This is a genomic window from Ensifer sp. ENS09 (genome assembly GCF_014852425.1).
GTDB lineage: Bacteria > Pseudomonadota > Alphaproteobacteria > Rhizobiales > Rhizobiaceae > Ensifer.
This window is the reverse complement of record NZ_JACVBP010000002.1, coordinates 945,339-962,896: the sequence shown is the minus strand read 5'-3', so window position 1 is coordinate 962,896 and position 17,558 is coordinate 945,339. Positions and strand designations below refer to the sequence as shown.

The 17,558-nt window shown below is 63.6% G+C and carries 19 protein-coding genes, 1 tRNA gene and 1 riboswitch; of the genes, 11 read left to right on the top strand and 9 right to left on the bottom strand.

Annotation, left to right across the window (positions count from 1 at the left end; translation table 11 throughout):
* Positions 1 to 26 precede the first annotated feature (26 nt).
* Together phoU and phoB are read left to right on the top strand one after the other, a co-directional pair.
* Positions 27 to 740, top strand: coding sequence for a phosphate signaling complex protein PhoU (gene phoU / locus IB267_RS12775; protein WP_089043230.1), 714 nt, complete (start codon positions 27 to 29; stop codon positions 738 to 740).
* Positions 741 to 942: 202 nt separating this feature from the next.
* The gene (gene phoB / locus IB267_RS12770; RefSeq protein ID WP_034797168.1) at positions 943 to 1,626 is read left to right on the top strand and encodes a phosphate regulon transcriptional regulator PhoB; all 684 of its coding nucleotides are present in this window, start codon (positions 943 to 945) and stop codon (positions 1,624 to 1,626) included.
* Positions 1,627 to 1,695: 69 nt separating this feature from the next.
* Here the strand turns inward: phoB and IB267_RS12765 are convergent, their stop codons facing one another.
* Positions 1,696 to 2,217 carry a GcrA family cell cycle regulator gene (locus tag IB267_RS12765; protein ID WP_034797167.1) on the bottom strand — a complete coding sequence of 174 codons (522 nt, stop codon included), beginning with the start codon at positions 2,215 to 2,217 and terminating at the stop codon, positions 1,696 to 1,698.
* Between the two features lie 421 nt (positions 2,218 to 2,638).
* Between IB267_RS12765 and IB267_RS12760 the strand changes: the two genes are divergently transcribed.
* The 3 genes from IB267_RS12760 (at position 2,639) to IB267_RS12750 (ending at position 6,149) form a co-directional block, all read left to right on the top strand.
* Positions 2,639 to 3,838, top strand: coding sequence for an aspartate aminotransferase family protein (locus IB267_RS12760; RefSeq protein WP_192447939.1), 1,200 nt, complete (start codon positions 2,639 to 2,641; stop codon positions 3,836 to 3,838).
* A 104-nt stretch (positions 3,839 to 3,942) separates the two neighbouring features.
* The gene (argF, locus tag IB267_RS12755) at positions 3,943 to 4,860 is read left to right on the top strand and encodes an ornithine carbamoyltransferase (RefSeq protein ID WP_043622364.1); all 918 of its coding nucleotides are present in this window, start codon (positions 3,943 to 3,945) and stop codon (positions 4,858 to 4,860) included.
* Between the two features lie 299 nt (positions 4,861 to 5,159).
* Positions 5,160 to 6,149, top strand: a complete 990-nt coding sequence (locus IB267_RS12750; protein WP_192447938.1) for an Hsp33 family molecular chaperone — start codon at positions 5,160 to 5,162, stop codon at positions 6,147 to 6,149.
* Between the two features lie 69 nt (positions 6,150 to 6,218).
* Here IB267_RS12750 and apaG read toward each other — a convergent pair whose 3' ends face one another.
* Both apaG and IB267_RS12740 read right to left on the bottom strand, forming a co-directional pair.
* Positions 6,219 to 6,611 (bottom strand): Co2+/Mg2+ efflux protein ApaG, encoded by a 393-nt coding sequence (gene apaG, locus IB267_RS12745; protein WP_043622371.1) that lies wholly within the window; start codon positions 6,609 to 6,611, stop codon positions 6,219 to 6,221.
* Between the two features lie 227 nt (positions 6,612 to 6,838).
* Entirely contained in the window at positions 6,839 to 8,023 is a 1,185-nt protein-coding gene (locus IB267_RS12740; protein ID WP_043622374.1) for an O-succinylhomoserine sulfhydrylase, read from the bottom strand.
* Positions 8,024 to 8,067: 44 nt separating this feature from the next.
* A riboswitch (SAM riboswitch) is annotated at positions 8,068 to 8,146 on the bottom strand.
* 74 nt (positions 8,147 to 8,220) lie between these two features.
* Between IB267_RS12740 and IB267_RS12735 the strand changes: the two genes are divergently transcribed.
* From IB267_RS12735 to IB267_RS12725, 3 genes are all read left to right on the top strand, one after another.
* Positions 8,221 to 9,318 (top strand): 2'-deoxycytidine 5'-triphosphate deaminase, encoded by a 1,098-nt coding sequence (locus IB267_RS12735; RefSeq protein ID WP_043622376.1) that lies wholly within the window; start codon positions 8,221 to 8,223, stop codon positions 9,316 to 9,318.
* 81 nt (positions 9,319 to 9,399) lie between these two features.
* A tRNA-Gly gene (locus IB267_RS12730) sits at positions 9,400 to 9,474 on the top strand.
* Between the two features lie 139 nt (positions 9,475 to 9,613).
* Entirely contained in the window at positions 9,614 to 10,447 is an 834-nt protein-coding gene (locus IB267_RS12725; protein WP_192447937.1) for a transporter substrate-binding domain-containing protein, read from the top strand.
* A 34-nt stretch (positions 10,448 to 10,481) separates the two neighbouring features.
* On the opposite strand, the gene IB267_RS12720 is transcribed toward IB267_RS12725, so the two are convergent.
* The 3 genes from IB267_RS12720 to IB267_RS12710 all read right to left on the bottom strand — a co-directional run bounded on the left by IB267_RS12720 (position 10,482) and on the right by IB267_RS12710 (position 12,521).
* Positions 10,482 to 10,892: a tellurite resistance TerB family protein gene (locus tag IB267_RS12720; RefSeq protein WP_192447936.1), complete on the bottom strand. Its 411-nt coding sequence runs from the start codon at positions 10,890 to 10,892 to the stop codon at positions 10,482 to 10,484.
* Positions 10,893 to 11,020: 128 nt separating this feature from the next.
* The gene (locus IB267_RS12715) at positions 11,021 to 11,854 is read right to left on the bottom strand and encodes a thermonuclease family protein (protein ID WP_192447935.1); all 834 of its coding nucleotides are present in this window, start codon (positions 11,852 to 11,854) and stop codon (positions 11,021 to 11,023) included.
* Between the two features lie 13 nt (positions 11,855 to 11,867).
* Positions 11,868 to 12,521 carry a helix-turn-helix transcriptional regulator gene (locus IB267_RS12710; RefSeq protein ID WP_192447934.1) on the bottom strand — a complete coding sequence of 218 codons (654 nt, stop codon included), beginning with the start codon at positions 12,519 to 12,521 and terminating at the stop codon, positions 11,868 to 11,870.
* Positions 12,522 to 12,713: 192 nt separating this feature from the next.
* Between IB267_RS12710 and IB267_RS12705 the strand changes: the two genes are divergently transcribed.
* Complete coding sequence (locus IB267_RS12705) at positions 12,714 to 13,790, top strand: calcium:proton antiporter (protein ID WP_192448314.1); 1,077 nt, start codon at positions 12,714 to 12,716, stop codon at positions 13,788 to 13,790.
* Between the two features lie 18 nt (positions 13,791 to 13,808).
* Here the strand turns inward: IB267_RS12705 and IB267_RS12700 are convergent, their stop codons facing one another.
* Positions 13,809 to 14,318: a helix-turn-helix domain-containing protein gene (locus tag IB267_RS12700; RefSeq protein WP_043622393.1), complete on the bottom strand. Its 510-nt coding sequence runs from the start codon at positions 14,316 to 14,318 to the stop codon at positions 13,809 to 13,811.
* A 133-nt stretch (positions 14,319 to 14,451) separates the two neighbouring features.
* On the opposite strand from IB267_RS12700, the gene IB267_RS12695 reads away from it, so the two are divergent.
* Complete coding sequence (locus IB267_RS12695) at positions 14,452 to 14,916, top strand: SRPBCC family protein (RefSeq protein ID WP_192447933.1); 465 nt, start codon at positions 14,452 to 14,454, stop codon at positions 14,914 to 14,916.
* A 68-nt stretch (positions 14,917 to 14,984) separates the two neighbouring features.
* On the opposite strand, the gene IB267_RS12690 is transcribed toward IB267_RS12695, so the two are convergent.
* A complete protein-coding gene (locus tag IB267_RS12690; protein ID WP_192447932.1) occupies positions 14,985 to 15,566 on the bottom strand; it encodes a LysE family translocator in 582 nt (193 codons plus the stop codon).
* Between the two features lie 219 nt (positions 15,567 to 15,785).
* Between IB267_RS12690 and IB267_RS12685 the strand changes: the two genes are divergently transcribed.
* A complete protein-coding gene (locus IB267_RS12685) occupies positions 15,786 to 16,670 on the top strand; it encodes a DMT family transporter (RefSeq protein ID WP_192447931.1) in 885 nt (294 codons plus the stop codon).
* 22 nt (positions 16,671 to 16,692) lie between these two features.
* Here IB267_RS12685 and IB267_RS12680 read toward each other — a convergent pair whose 3' ends face one another.
* Positions 16,693 to 17,526 carry a methyltransferase domain-containing protein gene (locus IB267_RS12680; RefSeq protein WP_192447930.1) on the bottom strand — a complete coding sequence of 278 codons (834 nt, stop codon included), beginning with the start codon at positions 17,524 to 17,526 and terminating at the stop codon, positions 16,693 to 16,695.
* Between the last annotated feature and the right edge of the window lie 32 nt (positions 17,527 to 17,558).

Genomic DNA, 17,558 nt, shown 5'->3' with positions numbered 1-17,558 from the left:
CTGCAAAGCGCCCGTAAGGATCGACGATCATGTCCATGCATATCATGTCCGCCTATGACGAAGAACTGAAGTACCTGACGCGCCGCATCTCGGAGATGGGCGGTCTCGCCGAGCAGATGGTCGCCGAATCCGTTCGCGCGCTGGTCAATTCCGACCTCGCTCTCGCACAGAAGGTGATCTCGGACGACACCGTTCTCGACGACGCCGAGCGCCAGATCGGCGAGAAGGCGATCGTCACCATCGCCAAGCGCCAGCCGGTCGCCGCCGACCTGCGCGAGATCATGGGGTCGATCCGCATCGCCTCCGATCTGGAACGCGTCGGCGACCTTGGCAAGAACACCGCCAAGCGCGTGATCGCGGTTGCCGGATCCGGCATTCCGCGCAAGCTCGCCCGCGGCCTGGAGCACCTGGCAGAGCTTGCTCTCGTCCAGCTCAAGGAGGTGCTCGACGTCTACGCTTCGCGCTCGCCTGAGAAGGCCAACAGCATCCGCGAGCGCGACGAGGAGATCGATGCGATCTACACCTCGCTGTTCCGCGAGCTCTTGACCTACATGATGGAAGATCCGCGCAACATCACGCCCTGCACGCATCTTCTGTTCTGCGCCAAGAACATCGAGCGCATCGGCGACCATGCGACCAATATCGCTGAGACGATCTATTACATGGCGACGGGCGCCCAGCCGGAAGGCGAGCGTCCGAAGGATGACACCACGTCGACGCTGGGCTCGGTCAACGACTGAGCGCCAAGCGCGCCGCAAGCATGCATGCCCTTTGAAATCTGATCCGGTCGCGGCTTCGGTCGCGGCCCCGAGTTCCTGTATCTGAAGCACGCGGTTTTCGCCCCGCCTTTGAAATCGGCGGATGTGCTCCAGATTTAGAGTGTCTGAGCGCCGGCCGGGCCGATGAGCCCAAAGGCCGCCCGCGGTAAGGAGACGTTACCTGATGTTGCCAAAAATCGCCGTAGTCGAAGACGAAGAGGCGCTGAGCGTTCTGCTGCGTTACAATCTGGAAGCCGAAGGCTTCGACGTCGACACGATCCTCAGGGGCGACGAGGCGGAGATCCGGCTTCAGGAGCGGCTGCCCGACCTGCTTATCCTCGACTGGATGCTGCCCGGTGTTTCCGGCATTGAACTTTGCCGTCGGCTGCGCCAGCGTCCGGAGACCGAACGTCTGCCGATCATCATGCTGACGGCGCGCGGCGAGGAAAGCGAGCGCGTCCGGGGTTTGGCGACCGGCGCCGACGACTATGTGGTCAAGCCCTTCTCGACGCCGGAGCTGATGGCGCGCGTCAAGGCGATGCTGCGCCGGGCAAAGCCCGAGGTGCTCTCGACTCTGCTTCGCTGCGGCGACATCGAACTCGACCGCGAGACCCACCGCGTTCATCGCCGCAGCCGCGAAGTGCGCCTCGGCCCGACCGAGTTCCGTCTTCTGGAGTTCCTGATGTCCTCGCCGGGCCGCGTCTTCTCTCGCTCGCAGCTTCTGGATGGCGTCTGGGGGCATGACATCTATGTCGACGAGCGCACCGTCGACGTGCATGTCGGTCGTCTGCGTAAGGCTCTGAACTTCTCGAACATGCCCGACGTCATCCGCACCGTTCGCGGCGCCGGCTATTCGCTCGAAAGCTGAGCGGTCTGAAAGTCGCCAACAAAAAAAGGGGCCGATCGGCCCCTTTTTTTGTTGATGCTGTCCGGCTTCTTAGCGGGCCCTGCGGCGCTCCCCCGACGGCTGGTAGGCCAGCCGCGCATGGAAGGTGCAGTAAGGCGAGGCTTCCGGGGAATCGTTGCCGCAGAAGTGAAACTCTTCCTTCAGCGGGTCGCCGATCGGCCACTTGCAGGTGCGCTCGGTGAGCTGGGTCAGCTCGAGGCGGCGCGACATCGGCACGACAACGTCGGTCCGGGTGCTGAAATCCTGCTCGGCAACGAGATCGACTTCGATTTCTTCCTTGAGAACGACAGCGCCGGCCGCGCGTGCAACCGGGCGGGTCGAAACGCGCGAAGCGTAGTTCGGCGCGCGCGGTGCCGAAGTCGGGCGCTTCGGACGGGCCGCCGTCGTGGTGCTGCCACCGGCCTTGGCGCGACCCGGCAGGCTCAGGCGGTGAACCTTGCCGATGACAGCGTTACGGCTGACGCCGCCGAGCTGTGCCGCGATCTGGCTTGCGCTCAGGCCCTCGGACCAAAGCTTCTTCAGTTTCTCCACCCGCTCGTCAGTCCAGTTCATTTCTGCACTCTCCGTTCTCAGCGTTGGGGATGGCAGAATCCCTCACCGCACCCCGGCTGAGCCCCGGGGTTGCAAACGCGATAACTCTTTTGGTGACTAGGTCCGCCGCATGCGTCTAGTAATTGAATGTTAACGTACTGACCGCTGGACTCTGTGGCAAGAGTCCCGGGAATCAGGCCGAATCGATTTCGTAGTTTTCCCCAACTTGCTCGGCCAGCGTTGCATTTTTGCAAGCCCTCCCGGACGATTTTTCTGCTGCCAGGAATCGACCCTTCATGTTGCGCTGCAAGGCTTGGTTTTGTTGACATTGCACCGCGAAATGGGAATAGTGCCTGCGCCGCCGAAAGGCGGCATTTTTGATTTTTATCGGCCCGCGTGAGGCGCGGGATCGATGTCGATCTGGAGTGAAGGAGAGCCTCGCATGACTGCAACAACGCCGCTTTACGATACCTACATGCGCGCGCCGTTGCGTTTCGAGCGAGGAGAGGGCGCCTGGCTGATCGCTGAAGACGGCACGCGTTATCTCGATTTCGGTGCCGGCGTTGCCGTGAACTCGCTCGGCCACGCGCATCCCCACCTCGTCGACGCGCTGAAGGCGCAGGCCGACAAGGTTTGGCATCTGTCCAACCTCTATGAGATTGCGGGCCAGGAAAGCCTCGGTCGCCGGCTGACCGCGGTGACCTTTGCCGACAAGGTGTTCTTCACCAATTCGGGTGCGGAAGCGCTGGAATGCGCCATCAAGACGGCACGGCGTTACCACTTCTCCAAGGGTCACCCGGAGAAGTTCCATGTCATCACCTTCGAAGGCGCCTTCCACGGCCGCACGATCGCGACGATCGCCGCCGGCGGTCAGCAGAAGTACATCGAAGGTTTCGGGCCGAAGGCGCCGGGCTTCTACCAGGTCCCGTTCGGCGATATCGCTGCCGTGAAGAATGCGATCACAGAGGAAACTGCAGCGATCCTGATCGAGCCGATCCAGGGCGAGGGCGGCATCCGCCCGGCGACCAAGGAGTTCATGCAGGAACTGCGCGCGCTCTGCGACGAGTTCGGCCTGCTCCTGATCCTCGACGAGGTTCAAACCGGCGTCGGCCGCACCGGCAAGCTGTTTGCCTATGAATGGGCCGATATCCGTCCGGATATCATGGCGGTCGCCAAGGGTATCGGCGGCGGCTTCCCGTTCGGCGCGTGCCTGGCGACCGAGGAAGCCGCATCTGGTATGGTGGCGGGCACGCATGGCTCCACATATGGCGGCAACCCGCTGGCCATGGCCGTCGGCAACGCCGTGCTCGACGTCGTTCTGGCCGACGGGTTCCTCACGCATGTGCGCGATGTCGCGCTGGTCTTCCGTCAGGGTCTTGCGTCGCTCAAGGACCGTTTCCCTGATGTCATCGATGAGATCCGCGGCGACGGTCTGATGCTGGGCATCAAGGTGAAGGGCCCTTCGGCCGATCTGCTGAAGGAAATTCGCGCGGAGAAGCTTCTGGCCGTGCCGGCCGGCGAAAACGTACTGCGTTTGCTGCCGCCGCTAACGATCACGGCCGAGGAGGCCCGCGAGGGCCTGGCGCGTATCGAACGCGCCGCCGAGGCGGTTCGCAAGGCAAGCGGCAACGCCGCGGCCTGAAGGTAGCGACCCAGGGCCGACTAAGGCGTTAGAATGACCTTCGTGCGGGCACGTCGATAGCGTGCCGCACCAGGGACCGATTTTTCAGACAGGAACCGAGTACGATGGCAGGCACCAGACATTTTCTCGATCTTTCGGCCATGACGGCCGCCGACCTCCGGACGATCATCGACGATGCGCGCGTCCGAAAGGCGGCGACCAAGGCCGGAACCGCCGAGAAGCCGCTCGCCGGCAAGATGCTGGCGATGATCTTCGAAAAGCCCTCCACCCGTACGCGCGTTTCCTTCGATGTCGGCATGCGCCAGCTCGGCGGCGAAACCCTGTTTCTGTCGGGTACCGAAATGCAGCTCGGCCGCGCCGAGACGATCGGCGACACAGCCAAGGTCCTGTCGCGTTATGTCGACGCCATCATGATCCGCACCACCGACCACCGCCGTCTTCTGGAGCTGGCCGAACATGCGACGGTCCCCGTCATCAACGGCCTGACCGACGATACGCACCCCTGCCAGATCATGGCCGATATCCTGACCTTCGAGGAGCATCGCGGTCCGGTGAAGGGCAAGACGATTGCCTGGACCGGTGACGGCAACAACGTGCTGCATTCGCTGATCGAAGGTTCCGCCCGTTTCGGCTACCGTATGAACATGGCCGTGCCGCTCGGCTCCGAGCCGCAGGACAAGTTCCTGAATTGGGCGCGCAACAATGGCGGCGAGGTCCTCTTGTGTCATGACGCCGAGCAGGCCGTCGCCGACGCCAATTGCGTCGTGACCGACACGTGGATTTCGATGAACCAGGAACACCGCGCCCGCGGCCACAACGTCTTCCAGCCCTATCAGGTCAACGAGGCGCTGATGAAGCGTGCGGCCTCCGATGCGCTGTTCATGCACTGCCTGCCGGCGCACCGCGGCGAAGAGGTCACCGACGACGTGATCGACGGCCCGCAGTCGGTGGTCTTCGATGAGGCGGAAAACCGCCTGCACGCGCAGAAGTCGGTCATCGCCTGGTGCATGGGGCTCGTCTGAGCCGGCTTCCCGGTCGCGCGACTGCGGCGAAGAGGCTTCGGTGCGCTCCGCCGAGCGTGCGCCATATAGGGGCGTGTGCACCGCACTTGACATTGTCCACGTGCGACACGATTTAGGCGGCATACGGGCGCTCCTGAATGTAGTGAGCGCGCAACCGTCGAGGTGGTGCGTTGCTATGGCGGCGGCACATACCTGGTGGACAATCCGTTTATCGCGGGATCAACTGAGACAGCGAGCACGTTGCGCGGGGATAGCAATATCTCTGGTGCAACTTGGTGGCTGAAGGCAAGGAGCAAGACATGACTGACATGACGCCAGGGCTTGGTGAGTTCGACTTTGCCGGTGACGATCACGTCGTGCCTTTCCAGGTGGAAGGCCTCGACGTGCGCGGCCGCGCCGTGCAGCTCGGCCCCATGCTGGACGCAATCCTCGAGCGCCACAACTATCCGCTTCCGGTCGCACGTCTGGTTGCCGAAACCGTCGTGCTCACCGTGCTGCTCGGGACCTCGCTGAAGTTCGAAGGCAAGCTGATCGTCCAGACGCAAGGCGATGGCCCGGTCGATCTGGTCGTCGCCGATTTCTCGACGCCGGATCGCGTGCGCGCCTATGCCCGCTACGATCAGGAAGCGCTCGCGGCTGCCGAAAAGGACGGCCGAACCCTTTCGCACGAGCTGCTCGGAAAGGGCGTGCTCGCCTTCACCATCGACCAGGGCGCACATACCCAGCGTTACCAGGGTATCGTTGCGCTCGACGGAGCGACGCTGGAAGAAATCGCCGGCGTCTATTTCCGGCAGTCGGAGCAGATCCCGACCAAGGTGCGCCTTGGCGTGGCCGAGCTTCTCGATCGCGACGAAAACGGCAAGCCGCGCCATCGGTGGCGCGCCGGCGGCATGGTCGCGCAGTTCCTGCCAGAAGCGCCGGAGCGCATGCGCCAGCCCGACCTCTCGGGCGGCGACGGCGATGACGGCGAAAGCACGTTCGAGGACGACGATCTCTGGGCCGAAGCCAAGGTGATGGTCGAAACGATCGACATGGACGAATTGACCGATCCGATGGTCGGAACCGAGCGGCTGCTTTATCGCCTGTTCCACGAGCGCGGCGTTCGCGTCTATGAACCGCAAGCGGTCTATGACCGTTGCAGCTGCTCGCGCGAAAAGCTTCAGTCGGTGTTGTCCAACCTGAGCACGGACGACCTCGAAAGCACCATCGACGATGGCGAAGTCAAGGTGACCTGCGAGTTCTGCTCGACGACCTATCGCTTCGAAGCTAGCGAGGTGCGCCCGCAGTAGCGGGCGCCTCCGGTCGACTGGCCGCGAGTTAGAGCGACGTCAGTGAAGGACAGGCTGTTCCGGATGGCGTCAGTTCAGGGTGCGCACGAGCCCGGGTGAATCGAGCGAGAAGGCGGGGATGGCCACGTTGAAGGTCTCTCCGCCTTCCGATTCCATGCTGTAGTGACCGAACATCACGCCCGAGGGCGTATCCAGCGGGCATCCGGACGAATACTCATAGGTATCGCCGGGATTGAGCAGCGGCTGCTCGCCGATGACGCCCGGGCCGCTGACCTCGTCGACTTGCCCATTCTCATCGGTAATGTGCCAGTAGCGCGTCATCAACCGCACGGTCGCGTCCGAGTGGTTTGAGATGACGATGCGATAGCCCCAAACATAGCGGCCGTCATCGGGATCCGACTGTTCTTCGAGATAGTACGGCTCCACCGTAACTTCTATGTCGCGGGTCAAAGCGCGATACATGGGCATCACCTTGCTTCAGGTCTTTCAGGGTATTCTACAGCAAGATGGTTTCGTCAAGAATAACGGCAAGATTGTGCGATCCCACGATGGGACGGTTGGTCGTGCTGACGGGATCGGGCGGGTGAAGCCGGCTTGGCGCCTTGGCGCTGGGCCGCCGGAAAGTCCTTACGTGACCACCGGCAAGGGGCGTCGGCCGCCGTTGGTCACGGCGGCCGCGTCTTCGTAAATCAGGCCTTCACGGCCTTCAGCGCGCGGGCGAAATCTTCCACCACATCGTCGCTGTCCTCGATACCGGCCGAGAAGCGCACGGTGCCGGCGGACATGCCGAGCTCCGTACGGGCCTCGTCGGTCAGGTTCTTGTGCGTGGTCGTGGCCGGATGAGTGATCAGGCTCTTGCTGTCGCCGAGGTTGTTGGAGATGCGCACGATCTCCAGCGCATTTTGCAGCGCGAAGGCAGCGTCCTTGCCGCCCTTCAGTTCGAAGGCGACGAGCGTCGAGCCGCCGGTCATCTGCTTGGCGATGATGTCGGCCTGCGGGTGGTCCTTGCGGCCGGGATAGATGACCTTGGCGACCTGCGGCTGTTCCGCCAGGAAGTCGGCGACGCGGCGGGCCGTTTCCGTCTGCTGACGCACGCGCAGCGGCAGCGTCTCGATGCCCTTCAGCAGCGTCCAGGCGTTGAACGGTGACATCGCCGGGCCGGTGTGGCGGAAGTAGTCGTGCAGGTGCTCGTTGATCCATTCCTTGTCGGAAAGCACCACGCCGCCGAGGCAACGGCCCTGGCCGTCGATGTGCTTGGTGGCGGAATAGACGACGATGTGCGCGCCGAGTTCCAGCGGCTTCTGGAAGAGCGGCGTCGCAAAGACGTTGTCGACGACGACCTTGGCCCCGATCTGGTTGGCGAGCTTGGCGACGCCGGCAATGTCGATGACTTCGAGCGTCGGGTTGGTCGGGCTTTCGAGGAAGAAGACCTTGGTGTTCTTCTGGATCGCCTTTTCCCAGTTGGCGAGATCACGTCCGTCGACGAGCGTGCATTCGATGCCGTATTTCGGCGCCAGCGTCTCGACCACCCAACGGCAGGAGCCGAAGAGCGCGCGGGCAGCGACGATATGATCGCCGGCCTTCAGCTGGCAGAGGATGGCGGCGGTGACCGCGGCCATGCCCGATGCGGTGGCGCGTGCGTCTTCAGCGCCTTCCAGCATGCACATGCGCTTCTCGAACATGTCGTTGGTCGGGCTGCCGTAGCGGGCGTAGATGAAACCTTCGGTCTCGCCCTTGAAGCGCGCCTCGGCGGCTTCCGAAGTCTCGTAGACGAAGCCCTGGGTGAGGAAGATCGCTTCGGAGGTCTCGCCGTGCTGGGAGCGGGTCGTGCCGCCATGGACCAGTTGCGTTGCGGGGCGCCAGTTTTTGCTCATGTGACGATCACTTTCAAAAACAAAAAAACCGGCCGCGTGAAGGGCCGGTTTGACACCCGGCCTTTTTAGCTACTTGTTTAACGTGGCTGCAAGCCGACCGGCCAAATCACCACGGGATAAAGCTTCAATACTGCCAGGGTACGCTTGCGTCAATTCCCGGAGTTTGGTTTTGTCTCGCAACTGAAAAGAGGACTGCAATGGGCCGCGACACTGGGATTTTGGCCGATCGCGCGATCGCCGCGCTGTTCGAATCGGGACGCCTGAAGAGCGAGAAGCCGCTGGATGACGATCAGATCCAGCCGGCAAGCCTCGACCTGCGCCTCGGCGCCAAGGCTTTTCGCGTCCGCGCAAGCTTCATGCCGGGTCCGTCTCATCTCGTTGCCGACAAGCTCGACCGGCTGAAGCTGCACGTGGTCGACCTGACCGAGGGTGCGGTGCTGGAGACCGGCTGCGTCTACATCGTGCCGCTGATGGAAAGCCTGGCGCTGCCCAAGGGCATGTCGGCCTCGGCCAACCCGAAGAGCTCGACCGGCCGCCTCGACATCTTCACCCGCGTCATCACCGACCGCGCCCAGGAATTCGACAAGATCCCGGCCGGCTACAGCGGTCCGCTTTATCTCGAAATCAGCCCGCGCACCTTCCCGATCGTCGTGCGCCGCGGCTCGCGCCTGTCGCAGATCCGCTTCCGCATGGGCCAATCGATCCTGTCGGAGCAGGAATTGCAGGCGCTGCATGATAGCGACGTGCTGGTGGCGAGCGACAAGCCGAATGTCAGCGGCGGCGGTATCGCGCTGTCGATCGATCTGAAGGGCACCGGGCCCGAAGGCCTGATCGGCTATCGCGGCAAGCACCACACGGCGGTTATCGACGTCGACAAGAAGGCGCAGCACGCGATCTTCGATTTCTGGGAGCCGCTCTACAGCCGCGGCCGCGACGAACTGATCCTCGATCCGGATGAGTTCTACATTCTCGTCTCGCGCGAGGCCGTGCATGTGCCGCCGCTTTATGCGGCCGAGATGACGCCGTTCGATCCGCTGGTCGGCGAGTTCCGCGTGCATTACGCCGGTTTCTTCGATCCGGGCTTCGGCCATGCCTCTGCCGGCGGCACGGGCAGCCGTGCGGTGCTGGAAGTGCGCAGCCACGAGGTGCCGTTCATCCTCGAACACGGCCAGATCGTCGGCCGCCTGATTTACGAACACATGCTGGAACGCCCGGATGGTCTCTACGGCCTCGGCGTCGGCTCCAACTACCAGGCGCAGGGCCTGAAGCTCTCGAAGCATTTTCGCGCCGAGTAGGGGATTTCGAAGCGACCCTGGTGCGATCCGGCGCAAGGGTGCTTGACAGATCGCCCCGGTTCGGGAAATTTCGCAGGCGCCGCGGGTGTAGTTCAGCGGTAGAACGCCAGCTTCCCAAGCTGGATGTCGTCGGTTCGATCCCGATCACCCGCTCCATTCCTTCGTGACCGATCATTGCCTCGATGGCGTAAGGCCTATGGCCACTTGCGCCGTGGACGGCTAACCTAGGACGCGATGAATCATCCGCGGTTCTAAGGGCCGCATCTGACACACGAGACGTGCCGGCCCGCTGCCCATGAAGCTTTTCTCCCTGTTCGCCTTTTGCGCGTCCTTGATCGCAACGCCGCTTGCGGCCCAGCCCAAGGACCTGCCGCTTCTTTTCGATGCGCGAGAACGCATCGCCAAACCGGACCTCACGGGCCTCGCGCGCCTGCGTTTCCTGACGACGGTGGACTTTCCGCCGTTCAACTTCATCGACCAGTCGGGCAAGCTTTCGGGATTTCATGTGGATCTCGTGCGCGAGATCTGCCGCGAGCTCGACATCGAAGCCAAGTGCCAGATCCAGGCGGTGACCTATGCGGAGCTGCTGCCGGCGCTGGAACAGGGGCAGGGTGAGGCGGTGGCCGCCGGCGTCGCCGTCGGTCCGGAACTGCGCCAGCGCTTCGGCTTTTCGCGCGCCTTCATGCGGCTCCCGGCGCGGTTCGCGGTCAACACCAAGGCGGCGGGCGCAGTGGCCGCGCCGAAGGATCTGAAGGGCAAGCCGGTCGGTGTCGTTGGCGGAACCACGCATGAGGCGATGTTCAAGGCGTTCTTCCCGAAGATCGAGGCCAAGGTCTTTCCCGACCGCGAGGCCATGCTGACAGCGCTGCAGAAGGGCGATGTGCCGGCGGTGTTTTCCGACGGCATGCAGCTTTCCTTCTGGATCTCTGGCAGCGCTGCGGGCGGTTGCTGCGCGCTCGTCGATGGCGCCTACTTCTCGCAGCGCTTCCTCGGCGAGGGCCTGACGATCATGAACCGCAAGTCGGAGCCGGCACTGACCCAGGCGATCGATCACGCGCTGCTGGCGTTGTCGCGCAGCGGGCGGTTGGAGGAAATCTACCTGCGCTACTTCCCGAACGGCATCTACTGAGCTTCAGGGCTTCCCGGTGCGATCGTCGGCTGGCCTATCGGCGGAAGCGGGCGAGCGCGCCGCGCTCGATGGCGGCGCAGGTCAGTTTGTCGAGGCCAAGCCGGTCTCGCAGCAGCTGCAGCAGGCGGATTTCTTCGTTGCGGATGCGCTGGTCGGCGGCCGCGATCTCGACGGCGAGCGCGTAGGCCGTCTCGTGGAACTTCTCCGACAGCGCTTCGCGCACGATCTCGAGCATGATGTCGAGCCCCTCGGGCGCCGCCAGCTGCGCCGAACATTCATGGCCGATATGGACGAGGCTATCCTCGTCGAAGCCGTCGAACACGGGCAGGAACTGGACCAGCCGGCCGATGCGGGCAAACTCGTCGTCGCTCATCTCGCGGTCGACCGCCGACATCATCACCATGACATAGACGAGAGCTTCGTGGTGGCTGAGGCTTGGCAGCATGGGGCTTTCCGGCGGTAGGGCAATTCCAGGGAGAGGGTAGTTCCTGATCCGGAGTTGCGTCGTTTCAAAGAGTTGGGCCGTCTGTTGCTTTCGGCAGACGGTCGAGAGCTGGGAATTGTCGCGGCTGTTTACAAGTCCGGTTGCGAGGCGTCCACTCCGAGGCCGAGGGTCGGATCGTCGAAGGTCATCGGCGTGTGGCTGAGGTCGCGCGGATCGTCACCGTAAAAACCAAGCTTTGCCTGGCGTGCCGCGTCGGCGCGTTTTTCGAGGGAGGAGCCCGCGACCGGTGTCGCCCAGCCATTGTCGACGAGCCAGGTGGCAAGATCCTGCCCGCCAAGCGTGCAGGAGGCGGTGGCCGAAGGGCCGGGACCTGCTTCGGGCAGATCGCAGCTGACCGCACGTGCACGCAGGAAGTTTCGGAAGGCGGTTCGTGCGACGATGCCGCAGGGCCAGCTCTTGCCGCCGCTTTCGCAGGTCCGCTCCGCCTGCTCCGGCTCGATGCCGTCGATCTGCAGCGTCAGCTTGTCGAACTGTATCACGCCGGCGGCGACGGCGACCGGCCGATAGAGCACGGTCGGCCCGGCGGCCTTCGCTTCCTTCTTCGGCTCCGACAGCGGCGCGCGCGGTTCCACCCGCTCGAGCGGCGCGCTGGTGACGGTGTCGGGCAGGCCGAACTGCTGCGGCTCGATAGCGCGCGCCGCATTCTCGGTCGTGGGGGTGCCCTGCGGTTGTTCGCCCGTCGTCGCTGCGCCGCCGGATGGCGCGCCGGGGTCGAGCGGGACCTCGTCGTCGGCCTGATCCGGCGCCGCCTCGAAATCGGTCATGTCGGGCGTTTCGAGAACGAGTTCCGGCGTGGCGGCGGTCTCGCGGTCGCGGATGGCGACGGCGCCCGCATAGAGGATGCCGGTGAAAAGGGCGATTGCGGCGATGCCGCCGGCAAGGGTGTAGAAATGCTGCCGCATCAGGAAGGACGTCCTATTGGCTGGCCCAGATAATTCGGGCGATCCATTCGATCTGGCTGGTCTCGAAGCTGCGGTTCGGATGCTCGGGATTGAGCGACAGAAGTTCGATCACCCGCGGCGTCTGGCGCGTGAGCACCTTTGCCATGACCTCGCCCTCCTGCGTCTTCACCACGACGCGATCGCCACGCCGGATCGGCGCGCCGGGGTCGACGATCAGGATGTCGCCGTCGCGGTAGAGCGGTAGCATGCTGTCTCCCTGTACCCCGAGTGCATAGGTGCCGCTGCGCTTTTCCGCATCCGTGGGAAAATCGATGACGTCCCAGCCCTGACCGGCGGGAAAGCCGCCGTCGTCGAAGTAGCCGCCGGCACCCGCCTGGGCAAAGCCAATCAGCGGGATCGTGGCAGCGGCCACAGGTTCTGAAGGCGCTGTGGCCCCGTCCGGCTGCAGCAGACTTGTGAACTGGTCCATGGTGGCGCCGGTCGCCTCCAGCACCTTGGCGATCGATTCCGTCGAGGGCCAACGCTCCCGCCCGTCGGCGGAGCGACGCTTGGACTTGTTGAAGGAAGTCGGGTCGAGGCCGGCACGGCGCGCGAGACCGGAAGGCGAGAGCTGATGGCGCTCGGCCAGGGTGTCGATAGCGTGCCAGATCGTGCCGTGAGACAACATGACGAGAGATCCAGGCCGGGCAGGCGGCCACTTGCTGCTTTGGTTCCCGGCCACACTACCGAAACGCTGCAGGGCGGTAAAGAATCGGGAGGAAAATAGTCCTCGTCCCGTCATTTGCTTTGCGGGGCGTCGCCCCTATAGTTCCGGTGATGGGCAGGCAGGCTTTCGGTGGAGGGCGTTTTGTTGGTGCGCATGAAAGCGGAACGCCTGCTGATCGTCGCCATGCTTGCCGCGGTCGCCGGACTTGCGCTCGAAGATCACCTGCTTGAGATGGGGCGCCTCGCAACGCTTCTCGGTGCCGGCGGCCTGGTGGTCGCGATCGTACTTGCGTCGCTACGGGTATCGCATCACGCCGAGGTGTTGGCGTCGAAGGTCGGCGATCCCTATGGCACGATGATCCTGACGCTCTCGGCGGTGCTCGTCGAAGTCGTCGTGCTGGCGATCATGATGACGAGCGAGACGTCTCCGACGCTGGTGCGCGACACGATCTATGCGGCCGTCATGCTCGATATCAACGGCATCCTGGGCCTCGCAGCCCTGCTTGGGGGCCTGAAGCACGGCGAACAGCCCTATAACGACGATTCCGCCCGCACCTACAGCGTGATGATCCTGACGGCGATGGGGATTTCGATGGTCGTGCCGGAATTCGTGCCGGCGGCCAAATGGCATCTCTACTCGGCCTTCACCATCGGCGCGATGATCACGCTCTATGCCCTGTTCCTGCGCATGCAGGTGGGCGTGCACAGTTACTTCTTCAGCTACAGCTATCCGAAGGCGAAGGGCGAGGGGAGTGCGAGACAAGGCGATCCGGACCAGCCGGTGCTGCCGTCGATCATGATCCTTATTCTCGGCATCGTGCTGATCGGCTTTCTGGCGGAAGTAATGTCGTCGCTGCTGACATCTGGCCTGAAGGGGAGTGGGGCACCGCTCGCCGTCACGGCCATCGTCGTCGCGGCGATTTCCGCCTCGCCGGAGATCATGACCGCCATGCGCGCCGCACTCGCCAACCGCATGCAGGCGGTCGTCAATATCGCGCTCGGCGCCTCGCTTTCGACCGTCATCCTGACGGTGCCGGTGATGGAGGCGATCGCGCTCTATACTGGCCAGCCCTTCCTGATGGCGATGTCGCCGGTGCAGACGGTGATGGTGACGATCACGCTGATCGTTGCGGCGATCAACCTCAACGACGGCCAGACCAACGCGATTGAGGGCATGACGCATTTCGTGCTGTTTGCCACCTTCGTCATGCTCTCGGCGATCGGCCTTTGAGCGGATGATGGGGGAGCGTCAGGCCGTCGCCTCTTCGCGCGCTTTCCTTGCGACCACCTCTTCATAGGCGGCCTGCAGCGTTGCGCGCACCCTGGGCGGACCGTCGAGCGGCGTCCCCAGATGGTCGTGCCGCAACTCGTCCATGAAGCGGTCCCAGAGCGCCGGGCCGCCGTTCTCCATGAGTTCGGCACGAATGCTGAGTTCTTCGCTGACCGGCAGGTAGCGTCGCCCCCAGGCGCCAAGCTGGGCCATGATCGGCACCAGCGCAATCGTCATTTCCGTCAGGCTGTAGATCGCCTTCTGCTTGTGCGTGGGGTCGTCACGCTTCGTCAGCATGCCCTGTTCGACCAGCATCTTCAGCCGATCCGCCAGGATGTTCGACGAGATGCCCTCCTGCGATCGCAGCAGCTCCCGGAAGTGCCGTTTGCCGCCGAAGATCATGTCGCGAATGATCAGCAGGCTCCATTTGTCGCCGAACACTTCGAGCGAAAGATTGATCGGGCAACCCGAGCGCATGTCGTCCTTCATTGGCACCTCTTTAAAACCGCTTGCATTATCGCATCACTGACGCTAACGTTCAACTGATTTCAATATAATAGCAGTTCATATTCGAAACCAGTTAATCATAGACCATCAGTTTCCGACCCAGAGGAGGCAAGACATGACTGACAGATCCGTGGAACATTCGAGCTTCACCATTGAGCGCAATTTCAAGGCGACACCGGTTGAGGTGTTCAGGGCGTTCTCGGAACCGGCCGCAAAGGAGCGCTGGTTCGTCAACGTCGAAGCCGGGGCGCAGATCACCCACGACTTCCGCGTCGGCGGCCGCGAAAGCGGTCGCTTCAGCGTAGACGACGGGACGACCTATTACGACGACACCGTCTATCTGGATATCGTCGAGAACCGCCGGATCATCTTTGCCTATACGATGACGCAGAACGACAGGCGGATTTCCGCCTCCGTCGCCACGGTCGATATCCAGCCCGCGGGCACCGGCACGCGCCTCGTCTTTACCGAACAGGTGGCCTTCCTCGACGGGCTCGACAAGCTCGAGTACCGGCGCGGAGGCTGGGAAGAGTTGATGGGCGCCTTGGCGAAGGAACTCGGCGAGGCGGTTGCCGCTTGAGGCGCAACGTTTGGCCGCTTCTGGCGATCGATATCCCGGAGGGCACGTGCTGGCCCTCCGGGGTTTTTCTAGTGCATGGCGGCAATCGCGCTGCCGGCGATGCCAACAGAAAAGAGCGTGAGGCAGATGGCGGCGATCCGGCGCGGCAGGTGCGAGGCCGACAGGCCCTTGGAGATCTGCACCAGCAGGGCGCCGGCCCCGATCCAGGTCGACCCGGCAGCGACGACCAGCAGCGAAAAGCCGGCGATCCAGGGCCAGACGGCTGCCAATCCCGTCTGCGGCAACAGCACCAGGGCGACGATCAGGGCTTTCGGATTGAGCAGCGTCGTGACGAAGACTTGTCGGGTGGAGATGACAACGCCTTCGCTGCGTTCGGCATCGGTCGTCCAGAGCGCATAGGCGAGATAGAGCACCCAGCAGGCGGCAATGAGCCTCAGCGCCAAGCCGAGGTTTGGATGGGCGGCGAGGAACGGGGCGAGCAGCGCGACGGCGGGAATGATCACCGCAAGATAGCCGCCGAGCTCGCCGGTCAAAAGCGGCAGCGACCGGCGGAAGCCGGCCGATGCGCCGGAAAGCCAGAGCAGCGTGTTCGTCGGACCGGGTGTCGCGAGCAGGATGAGGGCGGCAAGGGCGAAGGCGAGCGGCTGCATGTCGTTGAGACCCAGGTTTCATGGTCGTTATCGCCGCCTTCTAGCAGCGGTGCAAGCGCCGGTTCTTGATCTCCATCAAGCCTGGTGCCGGATCGTGGCGCAGGCCACCCCAAGAAATCGCCACAGCGCCACCCCGGCATGCCCCTTCCGCGCCCGACGCCGCCGCGCTATCAGACGGGCTCCGCCGCTTCTCTTCCCGCCGGCGTGATCGAGGCTCCCATGAACAAGACCGTCCTGTCAGGCATCGTCATGACGACGTTTTCCTATTTCCTGTTTTCGCTGCAGGATGCGTCGGTCAAATGGCTGGTCGTCGGCTACTCGGTCTGGCAGATCCTGTTTACCCGCAGCATCACCATCCTTGTGCTTTGCCTCGTTATCGGCCGCGGCCAGCTGGTGCGCAATGCCATCGTGTCGCCGGTGCTCAAGCCGCTCTTCGTGCGCAATCTTTTGCTGCTTGCCGCCTGGCTTTGCTATTTCAATGCGGCGCGTGATCTCAGCCTCGCCGAAATGACGACGCTCTATTATGCCGCGCCGATCGTCGTGACGCTGCTGGCGGTGCCGATCCTGAAGGAGGACGTGCCGCCGATCCGCTGGTTCGCGGTTTTCATCGGCTTCGTCGGCGTGCTCGTCGCCTGCGATGTGCTTGGCACCGGCATGAAGCTGTCGTTGCCTGTGTTCTTGGCTCTGCTTGCCGCCGTCTTCTGGGCGATCGGCACCGTGATGCTGCGCAAGACCGCACTCCATGAAACGACCTTGGTGCAGATGACGATCTCCAACGTCTTCTTCATCGGCATGACCGGGGTTGCTGTCGGTTTCTTCTGGACGCCGCCGGCGATCTTCGACGTCGCGCTGATGGCTGCTACCGGCGTCATCGCCGGCATTGCGCAGTACGCCTTTTTCGAGGGCATGCGTCGCGCACCGATCTCGGTGATCGCACCGTTCGAATATACCTCGCTCGTCTGGGCTTTCGGTCTCGGCTTCCTGATCTGGGGCGACGTGCCGGCCACGAACGTTTTCGCCGGCGCCGGACTGATCTTTGCGGCCGGCCTGCTGATCATCGTTGGCGAACGCCTGGCGCATCGCCGCCAGGGCGCCACAGCCTGAGGCTGAATGGAAACGGGACGTTTCAAGCCTTGATGACGAGGGCTTCCGGTATGCGACCGGTCAGCCGGAAGAACAGGTGGGACGTCACGAGCACGTTGGGGTCGGCAAGGTGGCGGTCGAGGGCGGCGAGATCGTCATCCAGCTGGACTTGGCTGATGAAGCCTTCGGCGACGAGCCTGTCACGGACATTGTTGATGAAATCCCGAAGGATCGATCGGCGGTCGTGGCCGGGCGGGTAGACGTGCTCGACCGCATCGACGGAAATCGCCTCGACACCGGCGTCCCGGAACAGGCGATGCAGCCGACGGCCGATGTTGAGGTCGATGCCTCTGGCAGTGGAATAGGCGGAGTAGGCTGCCAGCAGCCGGTCCCAGGCGGCAAGCGGCGGATCGCAGATATGCGCCAGGAAATCGGCTTCGAAACTCGCAATCCAGCCGCCGGGCCTCACCAGAGACACCATTTCGAGCACGATGAGTTCCGGCCGTGGCACGTTGACCAGCACCAGCCGCATATGGGCGCCGTCGAAGGAGCGGCGCGGCAGGCCGGTGGCATGGGCGTCGCCCTCACGCACCTCGACCTGCGGCAGCGCGTGACCGGCAACGAAACGGCGGGCAAGCTCAACGAAATGCGGGTCGCGCTCGATGCCAAGCACCGAGCCGGTCGGCCCGACGCGTTTGCCGATGAGATGCAGCACGCCGCCGGGACCGCAACCGAGATCGACGACGCGCTCGCCCGGCTTGATGCCGACCCTTTCGAGTTGCTGGTCGGAATCGGGTGCGAGGTTGGCGATTTGTCGTTTCAGGCGTGCTTCTTCGGGCCCGGCGCGCCCAAGCAGATAGAGATCAGGCTCGCTCATGGCGTGTCCCCCTCTGAAGTCGCGGAGGATGC